Here is an 18,805-nt window from a genome sequence, read left to right as displayed (position 1 = left end):
AAGGATCCTATGAGCAAGCCCACTGTCGACCCTACCTCGAATGCCAAGTCCGGCCCTGCCGTGCCGGTCAATTTCCTGCGGCCGATCATCCAGGCAGACCTGGACTCGGGCAAGCACACGCAGATCGTCACCCGTTTCCCGCCGGAGCCCAACGGCTACCTGCACATCGGCCACGCCAAGTCGATCTGCGTGAACTTCGGTCTGGCCCAGGAGTTCGGCGGCGTCACGCACCTGCGTTTCGACGACACCAACCCGGCCAAGGAAGACCAGGAATACATCGATGCGATCGAGAGCGACGTCAAATGGCTGGGCTTCGAATGGTCCGGCGAAGTGCGCTACGCCTCGCAGTATTTCGACCAGTTGCACGATTGGGCCGTTGAGCTGATCAAGGCCGGCAAGGCCTACGTCGACGACCTGACTCCTGAGCAAGCCAAGGAATACCGTGGCAGCCTGACCGAGCCGGGCAAGAACAGCCCGTTCCGCGACCGTTCGGTAGAAGAAAACCTCGACTGGTTTGCCCGCATGCGTGCCGGTGAGTTTCCGGACGGCGCCCGCGTGCTGCGTGCGAAGATCGACATGGCCTCGCCGAACATGAACCTGCGCGACCCGATCATGTATCGCATCCGCCACGCCCATCACCACCAGACCGGTGACAAGTGGTGCATCTACCCGAACTACGATTTCACCCACGGCCAGTCGGATGCCATCGAAGGCATCACCCACTCGATCTGCACCCTCGAGTTCGAAAGCCATCGTCCGCTGTACGAGTGGTTCCTCGACGCATTGCCAGTGCCGGCGCACCCGCGTCAGTACGAGTTCAGCCGTCTGAACCTCAACTACACCATCACCAGCAAGCGCAAGCTCAAGCAACTGGTCGATGAAAAGCACGTCAACGGCTGGGACGATCCGCGCATGTCCACGCTGTCGGGCTTCCGCCGCCGTGGCTACACGCCGAAATCGATCCGCAACTTCTGCGAAATGATCGGCACCAACCGTTCCGACGGCGTGGTCGACTTCGGCATGCTCGAATTCAGCATCCGTGACGACCTCGACCAGACCGCACCGCGCGCCATGTGCGTACTGCGTCCGCTGAAAGTCGTCATCACCAATTACCCGGAAGGCCAGGTCGAGAACCTCGAACTGCCGCGCCACCCGAAAGAAGACATGGGCGTACGCGCACTGCCATTCGCCCGGGAAATCTACATCGACCGTGACGACTTCATGGAAGAGCCGCCGAAGGGCTACAAGCGCCTGGAACCGGCCGGTGAAGTGCGTCTGCGCGGCAGCTACGTGATCCGTGCCGACGAAGCGATCAAGGACGCCGACGGCAACATCGTCGAGCTGCGCTGCTCGTACGACCCGGAAACGCTGGGCAAGAACCCTGAAGGCCGCAAGGTCAAAGGCGTGATCCACTGGGTGCCGGCCGCCGCCAGCGTCGAGTGCGAAGTGCGTCTGTACGATCGTCTGTTCCGCTCGGCCAACCCTGAGAAGGCCGAAGACAGCGCGAGTTTCCTCGACAACATCAACCCTGATTCGCTGCAGGTACTCACCGGTTGTCGTGCGGAGCCATCGCTTGGCAATGCACAGCCGGAAGACCGTTTCCAGTTCGAGCGCGAAGGATACTTCGTCGCTGATTTGAAGGACTCGAAACCAGGTCAGCCGGTATTCAACCGTACCGTGACCCTGCGTGATTCGTGGGGCCAGTGATTCAGCGTCAAGGGAAATAACGTGCTAACGATCTACAACACGCTCACCAAGAGCAAAGAAGTCTTCAAGCCGCTGGATGGCAACAAGGTGCGCATGTACGTCTGCGGGATGACCGTGTACGACTACTGCCACCTTGGCCACGGCCGCAGCATGGTCGCGTTCGACCTGGTGACCCGCTGGTTGCGGTTCAGCGGTTACGACCTGACCTACGTGCGCAATATCACCGACATCGACGACAAGATCATCAATCGCGCCAACGAGAACGGTGAATCGTTCGAAGCGTTGACCGAGCGCATGATCGCCGCGATGCACGAGGACGAAGCGCGCCTGAACATCAAGAAGCCGGACATGGAACCGCGCGCCACGGATCACATTCCGGGCATGCACGCGATGATCCAGACCTTGATCGACAAGGGTTACGCCTACGCCCCGGGCAACGGCGACGTGTACTACCGCGTCGCCAAATTCATGGGCTACGGCAAGCTGTCGCGCAAGAAAATCGAAGACCTGCGCATCGGCGCGCGCATTGAAGTCGACGAGTCGAAACAGGACCCGCTCGACTTCGTGCTGTGGAAAGCCGCCAAACCGGGCGAGCCGAGTTGGGAATCGCCATGGGGCGCCGGGCGTCCGGGTTGGCACATCGAGTGCTCGGTGATGTCCACCTGCTGCCTGGGCGAGACTTTCGACATTCATGGCGGCGGCAGCGACCTCGAGTTCCCGCACCACGAAAACGAAATCGCCCAGAGTGAAGCGGCCACCGGCAAGACCTACGCCAACGCGTGGATGCATTGCGGCATGATTCGCATCAATGGCGAGAAGATGTCCAAGTCCTTGAACAACTTCTTCACCATTCGCGACGTGCTGGAAAAGTACCACCCGGAAGTCGTGCGTTACCTGCTGGTGTCGAGCCACTACCGCAGCGCGATCAACTATTCGGAAGACAACCTCAAGGACGCCAAAGGCGCACTCGAGCGTTTCTACCACGCGTTGAAAGGCCTGCCGACCGTGGCACCGGCGGGCGGCGAAGCGTTTGTTGAACGCTTCACTACCGTGATGAACGACGACTTCGGCACGCCGGAAGCGTGCGCGGTGCTGTTTGAGATGGTGCGTGAGATCAACCGCCTGCGTGAGAGCGATCTTGATGCGGCGGCGGGTCTGGCGGCACGTCTGAAAGAGCTGGCGAGTGTGTTGGGTGTGTTGCAGCTCGAAGCCGATGACTTTTTGCAGGCGGGCGCTGAAGGGCGTGTCGATGCGGCAGAGGTTGATGCACTGATTGCGGCGCGTCTGGCAGCACGTGCGGGTAAGGATTGGGCTGAGTCCGATCGTATCCGTGATCAGCTGACGGCGATGGGCGTTGTGTTGGAAGACGGCAAGGGTGGGACTACCTGGCGTTTGGCTGACTGATTGCCGCGTTTAGCTTCAAAACAAAACCCGCCTTGTGCGGGTTTTTGTTTGGGCGCAAGAAAAGCCCCTCACCCTAGCCCTCTCCCAGGGGGAGAGGGGACCGAATGGGGGATGCTCAAGAGATACAGCGACTTGAACGATGTTTGCCGAATCCATAATCAACTCGGTTTTTCAGGTCGATGCACAACGCCAGACACCTCGGTCGGCTCCCTCTCCCTCCGGGAGAGGGTTGGGGTGAGGGAGAGGGTGTCAAAGAGACACGCCGACTTGAACCTGCCTTGAATCCATAATCGACTGGTTTTTTCAGGTCGATGCACAACGCCAGACACTTCGGTCAGCTCCCTCTCCCTCGGGGAGAGGGTTGGGGTGAGGGAGAGGGTGTCAAAGAGACACGCCGACTTGAACCTGCCTTGAATCCATAATCGACTGGTTTTTTCAGGTCGATGCACAACGCCAGACACTTCGGTCAGCTCCCTCTCCCTCGGGGAGAGGGCTGGGGTGAGGGTTGCTTTTGACGTTCGCGTAGGTCTTGATGTCGGCAACGCGTTCAGCCGGATGCTGAGCGGTGACGATCATGTAAGGGAAACACCATGGCCAATCACTACCGCGAACTGCTAACGACCCCCGGCGCCACCGGGCTAGTGCTCGCGAGTTCCATCGCACGCTTGCCGCAGGCAATGATCGGCATCGGCATCATCACCATGCTGGTGCAGCAAACCGGAGTTTACTGGCTGGCCGGTGCCGTCGCCGGGACGTTCACTCTGGCCAATGCGCTGCTCGGCCCGCACATCTCCAGACTGGTCGATCAACATGGCCAGAGTCGCGTACTGCCCATCGTCACCGCGTTCAGCATTGCCATGCTGCTGGCGCTGATCACCGCCGTCTACTTGCGCGCACCTGCCGCACTGCTGTTTGTTCTGGCGGCATTGGCGGGGACGATGCCGAGCATGCCGTCGATGATCCGCGCCCGATGGACGCAGTTGTTCCGGGGTAAGCCTCAACTGCACACGGCGTTCTCGCTGGACACGGTACTCACCGAAATGGCCTACATCGTCGGTCCGCCACTGGCGATCGGTTTGAGCGTGAGCTTTTTTGCCGAGGCCGGACCACTGGTCGCGGTCGGATTGCTGGCCGTCGGGGTGACGGCGTTCCTCCTGCAACGCCAGACTGAACCTAAAGTTGTCGTGGGCCACGCCAGTCATGGCGGCTCAACCCTGCTGATTCCCGGTGTACGCACCATTGTGCTGGCGCTGTTGGCGATGGGTGTCATTGGCGGAGCAATCGATGTCGCCGTCGTCGCGTTCGCCAATGCGCAGGGCTGGCCAGCGTCGGCGACCTTTATCCTCGCCGCCTATGCGTTCGGCTCACTGGTGGCGGGTTTGACGTTCGGTGCAATGAGGGTTTCCCTGCCGATCGAAAAACAGTTCCTGATCGGGATATTGGTCACGGCATTCACCGGCGTGTTGCCGATTTTTGCAGCGGACGTTTATGTCCTGTCAGCGACGCTGTTTATTGCCGGGATTTCGTTTGCGCCTACGATGGTCGTGGTGATGAAGCTGGGGACGATCATCATCCCGCCATCGAGGATTACTGAAGGGCTGACGTGGATGACCACGGGTATCAGCATAGGCGTTGCGCTGGGCGGCATGTTGGCGGGGCTGGTTATCGATGCCTGGGGCGCGCGGGCGGGGTTTGGCGTGGCCATTGGCGCTGGGATCATGATGGTGGTTGTTGTGATGGTGGGATTGCGCACATTGGAGGCGGCTTCGGTTGCGCATGTTGAGCCGGAATTTTCGCCCTCACCCTAGCCCTCTCCCCCAGGAGAGGGGACTGAATGGGGGATGCTCACGAGATACGCCGACCTGAACGGGATGCTTTGAATCCATAATCGACTGGTTTTTTCAGGTCGATGTACAACGCCAGACACCTCGGTCGGCTCCCTCTCCTTTGGGAGAGGGCTGGGGTGAGGGGAAGGGATTCACTCAACCTTCAATCTGCCGCAACCGCTTATAGAGCGTATTCCGACTCACCCCCAACCGTCGGGCCAGATGCGAAATATTCCCCCCAGCCGCTTTCAACTCCCGGTTCAACGCCTCAACATCATTCAAATCAACCCCCAACGGCACCGCGCTCTCCACCGGCTCCATCTCCAGATCAACAAAAAAATCATCCGGCAAATGCTCCAGCCTCACCGGCTGTTCCTCAGCCATCGCCAGCGCCACCTGCATCACACTGCTGACCTGACGCAAATTCCCCGGCCACGGATGACGACTGAACAACTCCAGCACCTCTTGGCTCAACCCCGCCCATTGCGTCGGCTCACGATGCTGTTCCCACAGTCTTTTAAACAACGCCTCCTTATCACTGCGCTCGCGCAATGGCGGCAGTTCCAGCGTCAGCCCGCCAATGCGGTAATACAAATCCTCACGAAATCGCCCTAATTGCACTTGTTCGCGTAAGGATCGGTTAGTCGCCGAAATGATCCGTAAATCCACCGGGAACAACTCGCTGCTACCCACCGGCTGCACACAGCGCTCCTGCAATACCCGCAGCAACCGCGCCTGAGTCGGCAACGGCATGTCGCCGATTTCATCAAGAAAAAGCGTGCCTTTATCAGCCTTGCGAATCAGCCCGATGCTGCCTTTCTGATTGGCGCCGGTGAACGCGCCTTTCTCGTAGCCGAACAATTCCGACTCGACCAGTTCGGCGGGGATCGCCGCGCAGTTGACCGCAATGAACGCCTGTTTGCTGCGTGAACTGGCCTGGTGCAGGGCTTTGACGAAGACTTCCTTGCCGACACCGGTTTCGCCGTGAATCAGCAGCGGAATGTCTTTCTCCAGTAACCGCTCAGCCTGACGCACGGCTTTTTCCACGCGACTGTCGCCGAAGTGCAGAGTGTTGAGGCTGATGGCGGTGGGCGCAACAGTTTTGGGGTCAGCAGCAAAAACGCGCGGCTGAATCGACGCCTGCTTCGGCCGCTTCAACAAACACTGGAAGCGGTTGCGCCCGGACGTCTGCAAGGCAAACGGCATGCCGTCGGGCTGATTGATCAGCTCCAGCAGTGAAACCTTGAACAGACTTTCAACGCTGACCCGCGACAAGCGCACACCCAGCAAATTGTCGGCACGACGATTGGCCGACAGCACCTGTCCGCTCTCATCAAAGATCAACAACCCGGCCCACTGACTGTCGAGGTTGTTCAACCCGGTGTTGAAGGTCAGTTGAAAGTGCTGGCCATGGAACAGGTTGAGGATCAGCCGGTTCTCCACGGTCTGGCTCATCATCTTGACCATGCCCAAGGTGTGCGAGGGCGGCAGATAGCTGTCGCTGGACACATCAAGTACCGCGATCACTTTGCGCTCGGCGTCGAAAATCGGCGCGGCGGATCCGGTCATGAAGCGGTTGGCTTTCAGAAAGTGCTCATCGTGTTCGATATGCACCGCTTGCTCGCAGGCCAGCGCCGTGCCGATCGCGTTGGTGCCGCTGCAGCGCTCCATCCAGCTCGCCCCAGCTTGAAAGCCGCGTGCCAGATTCGGCTCGATAAAGCGCTGCGTACCCCACGAGGTCAGCACCTGGCCCTGATTGTCGGCGAGCATGATCAGGCAGTTGGAGTTGCTCAGGATGTTTTCGTAATAGGGCAGGACTTCCTGATGCGTGGTCTGCACCAGCGAATGATGACTGTCGAGCAGCTGCGCAATACCGGCGGCGGGTAGTTGATCGAAGGCCGGCGTGCTTTGGTGATCAAGACCGAACGCGCGGCAACGTTGCCAGGAAGTCTGGACGATCGCGTCGTGGGACAGCGGCGGGGCAGGTGCGGCCATGGCAGTCAGCCTCTGATGCAGCATTCTTATTATTGTTATTCGATCCCCTGTAGGAGCTGCCGCAGGCTGCGATCTTTTGATCTTGATTGTCAAAAAACAGGATCAAAAGATCGCAGCCTGCGGCAGCTCCTACAGGGGGATCGGTTCGCAAAAAGCGTTCATAGAGTGTTGTTCACTATTGTTCATTGTCAATCGCCCAACTGTTCAAATGTGTTCAGCAATGAACGCCGTTTCCCCGCACTTTCAACGATTTTCACGCCAAATCAACCACTTGCCATTTCTGGCACGAAACTCGCTCCTGTGCACAGGTCTCTTGACTCCAATAATAAAAAGGCCGAGCCATGTCACTCACCCTGGAGCACGTCAGCCGTACCGTCGAGGGCCAGACCTGGATCGACGATGCGTGCCTGAAATTCGAACCCGGTTCGTTCAACGTTCTGCTCGGCCGCACGCTGTCCGGCAAAACCAGCCTCATGCGTTTAATGGCCGGGCTCGATAAGCCCGACAGCGGCCGCATCCTGATGAACGGCGTCGACGTCACCCAACGCCCGGTGCGCCTGCGCAACGTGTCGATGGTTTATCAGCAATTCATCAATTACCCGACCATGACCGTGTTCGAGAACATCGCCTCGCCGCTGCGTCAGGCTGGTGTCTCGAAAGAAATCATCCATAGCAAAGTGCAAGAGACGGCGAAGATGCTGCGCATCGAGAAGTTTCTGCAGCGCTATCCGCTGGAGCTGTCCGGCGGTCAACAGCAGCGCACGGCCATGGCCCGTGCGCTGGTCAAGGACGCCGAGCTGATCCTGTTCGATGAGCCGCTGGTCAACCTCGACTACAAACTGCGTGAAGAGCTGCGCCAGGAAATGCGCGAGCTGTTTAAGGCGCGCCACACCATCGCCATCTACGCCACCACCGAGCCCAACGAAGCGCTGGCACTCGGCGGCACCACGACGATTCTTCACGAAGGTCGGGTGATTCAGAGCGGCCCGTCCACTTCGGTCTATCACCAGCCACAAACCGTGCTCGCCGCCGAATTGTTCTCCGAACCACCGATCAACCTGATGCCCGGACGCATTGCCGGCAACGAAGTGAGTTTTGCCAACTTCGTACACTTCCCGTTGAACGTCGATCTGCGTCCGGTGGGCGAGGGCGAGTTCCGTTTTGGCGTGCGCCCCAGCCATATTTCGCTGGTGCCGAGCAATGATGACGACCTCGAACTGGCCGTCACCGTCGAAGTCGCCGAGATCAGCGGTTCGGAAACCTTCCTGCACGTGCGCAACGAGCATTTCCTGCTGGTGCTGCACCTGCCCGGCGTTCACGAATACGACGTCGATGCGCCGATCCGCATTTACATCCCGACCCACAAACTGTTTGTTTTCGATGCGCAGGGCCGTCTGGTGCAAGCACCGGGCCGGCGTGTCGCGAGGGTTGCCTGATGGCCGAAATCCGTTTGCAGCACCTCGCCCACAGCTACAGCAAGACCCCGAGCGGCGCCGAGGATTACGCGATCCGCGAGATGGATCACGTCTGGGAACAGGGCGGTGCTTACGCCTTGCTCGGGCCGTCGGGTTGCGGCAAGTCAACGTTGCTCAACATCATTTCCGGCCTGCTCAGCCCTTCGCAGGGGCACGTTTTATTCGACGGCAAAGCGGTCAACGACCTGACGCCGGAGAAGCGCAACATCGCCCAGGTTTTCCAGTTTCCGGTGGTTTACGACACCATGACCGTGTTCGATAACCTCGCTTTCCCTCTGCGAAATCAGGGCATGGCCGAGGCGAAAGTGCACAGCAAGGTGCAGGAAATTGCCGAAGTCCTCGACCTGCAAAGCCTCCTGAGCAAGAAGGCGCGCAACCTCACCGCCGACGAAAAACAGAAAGTCTCGATGGGCCGTGGTCTGGTCCGTGACGACGTTTCCGCAATCCTGTTCGATGAACCGCTGACGGTGATCGACCCGCACCTGAAGTGGAAACTGCGGCGCAAGCTCAAGCAGATTCACGAGCAGTTCAACATCACCATGGTCTACGTGACCCACGATCAACTCGAGGCCTCGACCTTCGCTGACAAGATCGCGGTGATGTACGGCGGCCAGATCGTCCAGTTCGGCACGCCACGGGAATTGTTCGAGCGGCCGAGCCACACCTTTGTCGGCTATTTCATTGGCAGCCCCGGGATGAACCTGATCGAGGTGCAGCCGCAACCCGGAGGCGTCGGTTTCGCCTCGACGCACCTGCCGTTGTCCGACGCCATGCAACGCCATATCGAACACGGTCAGTGGAAGAATCTGAAGGTCGGCATCCGCCCGGAGTTTATTCATGTGTGGGACGAGCCGTTTGATGACGCGATGCAGGCCAGGGTCGTACACGTCGAAGACCTCGGCACCTACAAGATCATGACCCTTGACCTCAATGGTGCACCGCTGAAAGTGCGCCTGGCCGAAGACAAACCGGTGCCCGAGGGCACGGCGTACATCAGTTTTCCGGCACAGTGGCTGATGGTCTATGCCGATGAATTTCTGCTCGAAGCCGACAGCAGCGAGGTGCAGCCATGAACAAGGTGCAGAACAACAAGGCCTGGTGGCTGGTGTTGCCGGTGTTCCTGCTGGTGGCGTTCAGTGCGGTGATCCCGATGATGACCGTGGTCAACTATTCGGTGCAGGACATCTTCGACCAGTCCAGCCGCTACTTCGTCGGTGCTGACTGGTACAAGCAAGTGCTGCTTGATCCGCGTTTGCACGACTCTTTACTGCGCCAGTTCATCTACTCGGCCTGCGTGTTGCTGATCGAAATTCCATTGGGCATCGCTGTTGCGCTGACCATGCCGACCAAGGGTCGCTGGTCATCGGTGGTGCTGATCATTCTGGCGATTCCGTTGCTGATTCCGTGGAACGTGGTCGGCACGATCTGGCAGATTTTCGGCCGCGCGGACATTGGTTTGCTCGGTTCCAGCCTCAACGCCATGGGCATCAGTTACAACTACGCAGCCAACACCATGGACGCCTGGGTGACGGTTTTGGTGATGGACGTCTGGCACTGGACTTCACTGGTGGCGCTGCTGTGCTTCTCCGGTTTGCGCGCGATTCCCGACGTGTATTACCAGGCTGCGCGCATCGACCGCGCCTCGGCCTGGGCGGTGTTCAGGCACATTCAGTTGCCCAAGCTGAAGAGCGTGCTGCTGATCGCGGTGATGCTGCGCTTCATGGACAGTTTCATGATTTACACCGAGCCGTTCGTGCTCACCGGCGGCGGGCCGGGCAATGCCACAACCTTTTTGAGTCAGACGTTGACCCAGATGGCGGTAGGGCAATTCGACCTCGGTCCGGCAGCGGCGTTTTCGCTGGTGTACTTCCTGATCATCCTGTTGGTGTCCTGGCTGTTCTACACCGCCATGACGCACTCCGACACCAACCGCTGAGGCCCGGCCATGAGCAAGAGAAAGCTTATTCCGTTGCTGGTGTACATCCTGTTCCTGCTGGTGCCGATCTATTGGCTGCTGAACATGTCGTTCAAGAGCAATACCGAAATCCTTGGCGGCCTGACACTTTTCCCACAGGACTTCACGCTGGCGAACTACAAGGTGATCTTCACTGATCCGAGCTGGTACACCGGTTATCTCAACTCGCTGTATTACGTGAGTTTGAACACGGTGATTTCGCTGAGCGTGGCGTTGCCGGCGGCCTATGCGTTTTCGCGCTACCGTTTTCTCGGCGACAAGCACCTGTTCTTCTGGCTGCTGACCAACCGTATGGCGCCGCCAGCGGTATTTTTGCTGCCGTTCTTCCAGTTGTATTCGTCGATTGGCCTGTTCGACACGCACATCGCCGTGGCGTTGGCGCACTGCCTGTTCAACGTGCCATTGGCGGTGTGGATTCTCGAAGGCTTCATGTCCGGTGTGCCCAAGGAAATCGACGAAACCGCCTACATCGACGGCTACAGTTTCCCCAAGTTCTTCGTGAAGATTTTCATCCCGCTGATTGGCTCTGGCATCGGTGTGACGGCGTTCTTCTGCTTCATGTTTTCCTGGGTCGAATTGCTGCTCGCGCGCACGTTGACCTCGGTAAACGCCAAGCCGATCGCGGCGGTGATGACGCGCACGGTTTCCGCTTCGGGTATCGATTGGGGTGTGCTGGCGGCGGCGGGGGTGTTGACCATTCTGCCCGGCATGCTGGTGATCTGGTTTGTTCGCAACCACGTGGCCAAGGGCTTTGCCCTCGGTCGGGTCTGAGGAACTGATGATGGAGTGGATGAGCTGGACTACACCTACCGCAGCATTCTTCATTGTCATCGGCCTGATTCTGGTCGGCATGACCACGTGGGAATTGCGCTCGCCGAGCATCCTGCGGCGAGGTTTTCTACCGATTGCCACCACCCGTGGCGATCGCTTGTTTATCGGTCTTCTCGGCAGCGCCTACCTGCATTTGCTGGTGATCGGCGCCACCGACTGGAGCATCTGGGTGGCGTCCGCGTTGTCCCTGGTGTGGCTGTTGGCTGTGATGCGTTGGGGCTAGTCGAGTCGTTCGGCAACGCGGCTCCACAACTTAAACAGGAGGTCTCTATGTTCGACAAAAACAATAAGCTGCGACATAGCATTTCATTGGCAGCCATGCTGGCACTCAGCGGTTTGAGCGCCGCCGCGTGGGCCGATGCCTACGAAGACGCGGCGAAAAAATGGATCGGCAGTGAATTCAAACCGTCGACCCTGACGGCCGAGCAGCAACTCGAAGAGTTGAAGTGGTTCATCAAGGCGGCCGAGCCGTTTCGCGGCATGGACATCAAGGTCGTTTCCGAGACCTTGACCACCCACGAATACGAGTCGAAAGTGCTGGCCAAGGCGTTCAGCGAAATCACCGGGATCAAGCTCACCCACGACCTGCTGCAAGAAGGCGACGTGGTCGAGAAAATGCAGACGGTGATGCAGTCCGACAAGAACATCTATGACGGCTGGGTCAATGACTCGGACCTGATCGGTACGCACTTTCGCTACGGCAAGACCGAATCGATCACCGACCTGATGGCCAACGAAGGCAAGAACTTCACCTCGCCAACCCTCGACATCAAGGACTTCATCGGCATCTCCTTCACCACCGCGCCGGACGGCAAGATCTATCAACTGCCCGACCAGCAATTCGCCAACCTGTACTGGTTCCGCGCTGACTGGTTTGAGCGCGCCGATCTGAAAGCCAAGTTCAAGGAAAAGTACGGCTACGAATTGGGCGTGCCGGTGAACTGGTCCGCCTATGAAGACATCGCCAAATTCTTCAGCGAAGACGTCAAGGAAATCGACGGCAAGCGCGTTTACGGGCACATGGATTACGGCAAGAAAGACCCGTCGCTGGGCTGGCGCTTCACCGATGCCTGGTTCTCCATGGCCGGTGGCGGCGACAAGGGGCTGCCTAATGGCTTGCCGGTGGACGAGTGGGGGATTCGTGTCGAGGATTGCCACCCGGTCGGCTCCAGCGTGACTCGCGGCGGCGACACCAATGGCCCGGCGGCGGTGTTCGCCACCACCAAGTATGTCGACTGGCTGAAGAAGTACGCGCCACCGGAAGCGGCGGGCATGACTTTCTCCGAGTCGGGGCCGGTACCGTCGCAAGGCAACATCGCCCAGCAGATTTTCTGGTACACCGCGTTCACCGCCGACATGACCAAACCGGGCCTGCCGGTGGTCAACGCCGACGGCACGCCGAAATGGCGCATGGCACCATCGCCGCGCGGGCCGTATTGGGAGGAGGGCATGAAGCTCGGTTATCAGGACGTGGGTTCGTGGACGTTCATGAAATCCACGCCTGAGAAGCAGAAGCTGGCAGCGTGGCTGTACGCGCAGTTCGTGACCTCGAAAACCGTGTCGCTGAAGAAAACCATCGTCGGCCTGACGCCGATTCGCGAGTCGGACATCAACTCGCAGGCGATGACCGATCTGGCGCCGAAACTCGGTGGTCTGGTCGAGTTCTACCGCAGCCCGGCCCGCGTGCAATGGACCCCGACCGGGACCAACGTCCCGGACTATCCGCGTCTGGCACAACTGTGGTGGAGCCACATCGCCGAAGCGGCCAGTGGCGAGAAAACCCCGCAACAGGCGCTGGATGGTTTGGCCAAGGATCAGGACGCGATCATGACGCGTCTGGAACGCTCCAAGGCCCAGGCTGTTTGTGCTCCGAAGATGAATCCGGAGCGCGACGCGCAATACTGGTTTGATCAGCCGGGCGCACCGAAACCGAAACTGGCCAACGAGAAGCCGAAGGGCGAGACCGTGAGCTACAACGAACTGCTGAAATCCTGGGCGGATGCGCGTAAGTGATAGGGGAACTGTGAAAGGCGAACGGCACCGGAAGGTGCCGTTTTCTTTGTTGCCTGATCTACCGCTTTCGCTTGCAGGCAAGCTCCCACAGGTTTCTGTGATGTTCACAAACTCCGGGCACGCCGCAGATCACTGTGGGAGCTGGCTTGCCAGCGATTCGATCTGACATTCAACATTGATATCGACTGCCCCACCGCCATCGCTGGCAAGCCAGGCTCCCACAGGTTTCTGTGATGTTCACAAACTCCGGGCACGCCGCAGATCACTGTGGGAGCTGGCTTGCCAGCGATTCGATCTGACATTCAACATTGATATCGACTGCCCCACCGCCATCGCTGGCAAGCCAGGCTCCCACAGGTTTCTGTGATGTTCACAAACTCCGGGCACGCCGCAGATCACTGTGGGAGCTTGCCTGTAAGCGATGGGGTCGTTGGCGTCACCGCAGGAAACCCAAGCCGAAACACGGTCATCGCCCCCGGCAAACTCTTAACCTCCGCCACACCCTGATGCAGGCTCATGATCGAGCGCACGATCGCCAAGCCCAACCCGGTGCTGCCCTGCGAACGGGAGCGGCTGCTGTCGACGCGGTAGAAACGGTCGAACAGATGCGGCAGATGTTGCGCTTCAATCCCGGCGCCGGGGTTGCTGACCAGCAGGGAGGCCTGCGTCGCACTCTGTTCAATCAGCAGCGTCACGGTTTTCCCGTTCGGGCAATGACGCAGCGCGTTGGACAGCAGATTGGAAATAGCCCGCTGAATCATCAGCCGATCGCCCATCACCTGTGCGCTGCCAATGACATTCAAATGAATGCTCTTATCCTGCGCCGACAGCGAAAACATCTCGGCGACTTTCGCCACTTCAACCTCCAGCGCCACCGCTTCAAACGGCGCCAGCGCCGACGGATGACTCACCTGCGCGAGAAACAACATGTCCGAGACAATCCGCGCCACGCGCTCCAGTTCCTCGGTGCATGACACCAGCACGTCCTTGTATTCTTCGGTCGTGCGCTCGCGGGACAAGGTCACCTGCGCCTTGCCCATCAGGTTATTGATCGGCGTGCGCAACTCATGCGCCAGATCATCGGAGAACTGCGACAACTGCTGCACCCCGGCATCCAGCCGATGCAGCATGAAGTTGATGCCCTGCGCCAGTTCACTCAACTCCTGCGGCATGTTGACCACCGACAACCGATGGTCCAGATCCTGGGTCGAGACCATCGCTGCCACTTTGCGAAACTCACGCAGCGGCGCCAACCCACGCTGCACCGCGCCCCAAGCGGTCAGGCCGATAAACACCAGCAACAACGGCAAGGCAATCAGCGTCGAGCGCAGATAGGCGCTGAGCAACGCCTCATCGTGGGCGTTATCCACTGACAGCAGCACCGGCACGCTGCTGCTGTCCTTGAGGCGAATCAGTTTCGAGGCGGTGAGGAATTTCTTGCCTTCTGCGTCGGTGCTGTCGCTGTAAGCCAGTTGATCGGTGGTGGCGCGCACCGCTTTCAGTTCGACGCGCGGATCGCTCAATCCCGAGCCGGATTTGAGCAGCGGCGAGCGTTGATTGAGGCGGTCGTAAATGGTCAGCGTCAGGTTGTCATGCCCCATCACCTGATCGAGCAGAATATGCGGCTTGCCGGTGATTTCATTGGCATCGACGTACAACGACAGGCTGTGCTCGACCTGCGCCATCTTCTTTTCCAGACTGTCTCTGGCAAGCGAATTCAGCTCATGGGTCAACGCGAAATAGGCAAGGATCGCCAGAAACACCACCAGCAGCGCGCCGAGAATACTCACCGTCAAACCAAGGCGCATCGACAGGCTGGAGGGCTTCATTCCCGTGCCTCCAGCACATAGCCGACACCGCGCAGGGTGTGAATGAGTTTGCTGTCGAACGGGTCGTCGATCTTCGCCCGCAAACGGCGGATCGACACTTCGACCACGTTGGTGTCGCAGTCGAAATTCATGTCCCACACCAGCGAGATGATTTGCGTGCGCGTCAGCACTTCGCCGGACTGGCGCATCAGCAGGTGCAGGAGGGCGAATTCCTTGGTGGTCAGGTCGATCCGCTGTTGCCCGCGAAACGCGCGATGGCGGCCCGGGTCAAGTTCCAGGTCGGCCACTTTCAGCACCTGCGGCACAGGGATGGTCTCGCTGCGACGCATCAACGTGCGCACCCGCGCCAGCAGTTCGGGGAACTCGAACGGCTTGACCAGATAGTCGTCGGCGCCCAGGTCGAGGCCACGAATCTTGTCGGCCAGACGCCCGCGCGCGGTGAGCATCATCACCCGCGTGGCGTGGGTTTTTCGCAGTTGTTCCAGCACGCCCCAGCCATCGAGTTCCGGCAGGTTCACGTCGAGAATGATCAGGTCATAGGCCTGTTGTTGCGCCAGATGCAGGCCATCGGCACCGGTGGCGGCGTGGTCAACGACATAACCACTTTCGGTCAAACCCTGATGCAAGTATTCGGCAGCTTTAAGCTCGTCCTCGACGACAAGGATTAGCATGATCTATCACCACTTTTATTTAATGGGTATTTAATTAAGGTGGCCGGGAAAGTTATTGTTTTTGTAGGGGCTTCCGGACGTTGTTCAATAACGATAGAAGCCCCTCACCCTAACCCTCTCCCAGAGGGAGAGGGGACTAAACGTGGGATGCTTCGGAACTGCACCGACGTGGAACATCTTTACGGAATCCATAGTCGACTTGATTTAACAGGTCGATGGAAAGTGTCAGACATCTCGGTCGGCTCCCTCTCCCCCGGGAGAGGGCTGGGGTGAGGGGAAGTGCTGACAATAAAGGTTGTAGCGGCTACAGGGTCAACGCCAAAACGCTTTAGATCAGTGTTCTGCGACAGTCGGTCGCAGCGCAGAACCAGCAAATTCTCTTGAATTCAATTACGGCAAGTGCTGTTCAGCGGATAACTACCGAGTATTTGTTTCGATGTATTTCTATAACGCCGTTTGCACTTCGCATCCTAGAACAAAACAACTTCGGCAAACCGTGGATAACGGATTTGTAATGTTTCAGTCACCTTGTCGATAAGTTCAAAACCCTACCGTGGCGGCATTGAAGAATCTTGAATAAAGGAAGTCTGCCATTGCCCGGTTTAATTGAACTGACGGCGCGATCACGCCTGAAAAAAACAGTCGGCGGCCTGGTGTTGTTGGCCAGCGCCGGCCTTGCAAACGCAGCGACCCTGACGCTGGATCAAGCCCTGCAAAGTGCCTTCGCCAGCAACCCGGATTTAGCCGCTGCGCAATGGGAAATCGGCATCGCCGAAGGTGACCGCAAACAGGCCGGCCTGATCCCCAACCCCGAAGTGTCGTGGGAAGCCGAAGACACTCGCCGCGAGTCGCGCACGACCACGGTGATGCTCAGTCAACCGATTGAACTGGGCGGCAAACGCGGCGCACGGATCGACGTCGCCAGCCGCGCGCAAGATGTCGCCGGGATTGAACTGGAGCGCAAGCGCAATGCCTTGCGTGCCGATGTGATTCAGGCGTTCAACAGCGCGCAAACCGCGCAGCAACGTTTGCAGCTGTCCCGGCAATCCCTGCAATTGGCCGAGCACGGCTTGCGGGTGGCACAAGGGCGAATCGAGGCGGGTAAATCGTCGCCGGTCGAAGGTACTCGAGCACAAGTGCAGCTCTCACAAGTGCGCCTTGAATTGAGCCGGGCAGAGCGCGATCAGGCCACCGCGTACCAACAGTTGGCGCAGGTCATGGGCGCGCCGTTGCCGACGTCGACCAAGGTGCAGGCACCCACGCAAAGCATGCCGGCCGTTCCTCCACCGACAAGATTGCTCGAGCGTCTGAATGAGACCGCCGACCTGCGTCTGGCCAAATTGCAGATCGATCAGCGCGAAGCGTCATTGGGCCTGGAAAAATCCCAGCGCATCCCCGATCTCACCGTGAGCATCGGCAGCCAGTACAGCGAAACCGAGCGCGAGCGGGTCAACGTGGTCGGGCTGTCGATGCCGATTCCGTTGTTCAACCGCAATCAGGGCAATGTGCTCGCGGCCGCGCGCCGCACTGATCAGGCACGGGATCTGCGCAACGCCACCGAGCTGCGTTTGCGCACGGAAATCCAGACCAGTCTTGAGCAATGGCAGACCGCCAATGGCGAAGTCACCGCCTTCAACCAGACCATCCTGCCCGCCGCACAAAGTGCGGTCGACAGCGCCACCCGCGGTTTCGAAATGGGCAAGTTCGGCTTCCTCGATGTGCTCGATGCGCAACGCACCTTGATCGCCGCGCGCAGCCAGTACATCCAGGCCGTCAGCGAAGCGACCGACGCCCGTGTACGCATCGAACGGATCTTCGGCGACCTCAGCGTCCGCCCTTGAATTTCACTTTTCAGACAACTGCGCGCAGGCACGGCGCAGAGGAGTTTCCATGGATAAAAAACTGATGGTGGTCGCGGTGGCGACGTTGGCACTGGGCATTGGTATCGGCTCGCAGTGGTCAGGTAACGCAAGCATCGACGCGCATGCCGACGAGGCTTCCGAGCATGCCGATCACGCCGAAGAAGGTGCAGCGGCTGAACATGCCGAAGAAGGGCACATCGAATTGAGTGCCGAGCAGATCACGGCTGCCGGTATTCAACTGGCCGAAGCGCGGGCGCAAACCATCAGCCGCGGCCTGCCGTTCCCCGGCGAAGTGCGCTTCGACGAAGACCGCACCGCCCATGTCGTGCCGCGTGTGCCGGGCGTGGTCGAGGCGGTGGCGGTCAACCTCGGGCAAACGGTGAAGGAGGGCCAGTTGCTGGCGGTGATCGCCAGTCAGCAGATCTCCGATCAACGCAGCGAGCAGGCCGCCGCGCAACGCCGTTTGGCCTTGGCGCGCACCACCTACGAGCGCGAGAAAAAACTCTGGCAGGACAAGATCTCCGCCGAGCAGGATTTCCTCCAGGCGAAACAGGCGCTGGAAGAGGCGGAGATCGCCATGAACAACGCCCGGCAGAAAATTAGCGTGCTCAGCGGCAGCGTGGTCGCTACCGGCGGCAATCGCTATGAATTGCGCGCGCCGTTCGATGGTGTGGTGGTGGAAAAACACCTGACGCCGGGCGAGGTGGTCGATGAAACCACGGCGGCGTTCACGCTCTCGGACTTGTCGCGAGTGTGGGTGACGTTCGGGGTGTCGCCGAAGGACTTAAAAAAGGTGCAAGTGGGCAAGTCGGTCACTGTCAGCGCGCCCGAACTGAACGCTGAGGTGGTCGGCAGCGTGGCTTACGTCGGCAGCTTACTCGGCGAACAAACCCGCACCGCGACGGTTCGCGTCACTCTGGAAAACCCCCAAGGCTCGTGGCGCCCCGGCCTGTTCGTCACCGCGCTGGTGGCGACCGACAGCCGCGAAGCGAAAGTCGCCGTGCCGGAAACCGCGATCCAGACCGTCGAGGACAAGCCCACGGTGTTCGTGCGTACCGACGACGGTTTCGAAGCTCGCGCGGTAGAGCTGGGCAGCCGCGCCGCCGGCCATGTGGAAATCACTCAAGGCCTGGAACCGGGCGTGCAAGTCGCCAGCGCCGGCAGCTTCGTCCTCAAATCGGAACTGGGCAAAGCCTCAGCCGAGCACAGCCACTGAT

14 protein-coding genes are annotated in these 18,805 nt (G+C 59.4%); 11 read left to right on the top strand and 3 right to left on the bottom strand.

Annotated features, from left to right (window positions below; translation table 11 throughout):
* Positions 1-9 precede the first annotated feature (9 nt).
* The 3 genes from U6037_RS18430 to U6037_RS18420 all read left to right on the top strand — a co-directional run bounded on the left by U6037_RS18430 (position 10) and on the right by U6037_RS18420 (position 4,919).
* Positions 10-1,707 (top strand): glutamine--tRNA ligase/YqeY domain fusion protein, encoded by a 1,698-nt coding sequence (locus U6037_RS18430; protein ID WP_016986557.1) that lies wholly within the window; start codon positions 10-12, stop codon positions 1,705-1,707.
* Between the two features lie 21 nt (positions 1,708-1,728).
* Complete coding sequence (gene cysS / locus U6037_RS18425) at positions 1,729-3,111, top strand: cysteine--tRNA ligase (protein ID WP_016986558.1); 1,383 nt, start codon at positions 1,729-1,731, stop codon at positions 3,109-3,111.
* Positions 3,112-3,701: 590 nt separating this feature from the next.
* Positions 3,702-4,919 carry an MFS transporter gene (locus tag U6037_RS18420; RefSeq protein WP_322844051.1) on the top strand — a complete coding sequence of 406 codons (1,218 nt, stop codon included), beginning with the start codon at positions 3,702-3,704 and terminating at the stop codon, positions 4,917-4,919.
* Between the two features lie 174 nt (positions 4,920-5,093).
* On the opposite strand, the gene U6037_RS18415 is transcribed toward U6037_RS18420, so the two are convergent.
* Positions 5,094-6,932 (bottom strand): sigma-54-dependent Fis family transcriptional regulator, encoded by a 1,839-nt coding sequence (locus U6037_RS18415; protein WP_322844050.1) that lies wholly within the window; start codon positions 6,930-6,932, stop codon positions 5,094-5,096.
* Positions 6,933-7,273: 341 nt separating this feature from the next.
* Here U6037_RS18415 and U6037_RS18410 point away from each other — a divergent pair, with 341 nt between their 5' ends.
* Genes U6037_RS18410 through U6037_RS18385 form a run of 6 tightly spaced genes read left to right on the top strand, consistent with a single transcriptional unit; the run spans position 7,274 to position 13,226 of the window.
* Positions 7,274-8,368, top strand: a complete 1,095-nt coding sequence (locus U6037_RS18410) for an ABC transporter ATP-binding protein (RefSeq protein ID WP_007912480.1) — start codon at positions 7,274-7,276, stop codon at positions 8,366-8,368.
* Complete coding sequence (locus U6037_RS18405; RefSeq protein ID WP_322844049.1) at positions 8,368-9,480, top strand: ABC transporter ATP-binding protein; 1,113 nt, start codon at positions 8,368-8,370, stop codon at positions 9,478-9,480. Before U6037_RS18410 ends, U6037_RS18405 begins: the two co-directional genes overlap by 1 nt.
* On the top strand, positions 9,477-10,343 hold the full coding sequence (locus U6037_RS18400) for a sugar ABC transporter permease (RefSeq protein WP_322844048.1): 867 nt from the start codon (positions 9,477-9,479) through the stop codon (positions 10,341-10,343). Before U6037_RS18405 ends, U6037_RS18400 begins: the two co-directional genes overlap by 4 nt.
* A gap of 9 nt (positions 10,344-10,352) precedes the next feature.
* Positions 10,353-11,153, top strand: coding sequence for a carbohydrate ABC transporter permease (locus U6037_RS18395; protein WP_003192012.1), 801 nt, complete (start codon positions 10,353-10,355; stop codon positions 11,151-11,153).
* Positions 11,154-11,163: 10 nt separating this feature from the next.
* The gene (locus U6037_RS18390; protein ID WP_007912485.1) at positions 11,164-11,436 is read left to right on the top strand and encodes a DUF2160 domain-containing protein; all 273 of its coding nucleotides are present in this window, start codon (positions 11,164-11,166) and stop codon (positions 11,434-11,436) included.
* Between the two features lie 47 nt (positions 11,437-11,483).
* Positions 11,484-13,226 carry an ABC transporter substrate-binding protein gene (locus tag U6037_RS18385; RefSeq protein WP_016986564.1) on the top strand — a complete coding sequence of 581 codons (1,743 nt, stop codon included), beginning with the start codon at positions 11,484-11,486 and terminating at the stop codon, positions 13,224-13,226.
* A 395-nt stretch (positions 13,227-13,621) separates the two neighbouring features.
* Here U6037_RS18385 and U6037_RS18380 read toward each other — a convergent pair whose 3' ends face one another.
* Entirely contained in the window at positions 13,622-15,055 is a 1,434-nt protein-coding gene (locus U6037_RS18380) for a heavy metal sensor histidine kinase (protein ID WP_322844047.1), read from the bottom strand.
* On the bottom strand, positions 15,052-15,726 hold the full coding sequence (locus U6037_RS18375) for a heavy metal response regulator transcription factor (protein ID WP_322844046.1): 675 nt from the start codon (positions 15,724-15,726) through the stop codon (positions 15,052-15,054). The genes U6037_RS18380 and U6037_RS18375 overlap by 4 nt, the downstream gene beginning before the upstream one ends.
* A gap of 593 nt (positions 15,727-16,319) precedes the next feature.
* Between U6037_RS18375 and U6037_RS18370 the strand changes: the two genes are divergently transcribed.
* Both U6037_RS18370 and U6037_RS18365 read left to right on the top strand, forming a co-directional pair.
* Positions 16,320-17,567, top strand: a complete 1,248-nt coding sequence (locus U6037_RS18370; RefSeq protein ID WP_322844045.1) for a TolC family protein — start codon at positions 16,320-16,322, stop codon at positions 17,565-17,567.
* Between the two features lie 49 nt (positions 17,568-17,616).
* On the top strand, positions 17,617-18,804 hold the full coding sequence (locus U6037_RS18365) for an efflux RND transporter periplasmic adaptor subunit (protein WP_322844044.1): 1,188 nt from the start codon (positions 17,617-17,619) through the stop codon (positions 18,802-18,804).
* Position 18,805 lies beyond the last annotated feature (1 nt).

This window comes from Pseudomonas sp. B33.4 (assembly GCF_034555375.1).
In the GTDB taxonomy this organism is placed as follows: Bacteria; Pseudomonadota; Gammaproteobacteria; order Pseudomonadales; family Pseudomonadaceae; genus Aquipseudomonas.
This window is presented reverse-complemented; position numbering and strand designations above follow the sequence as displayed.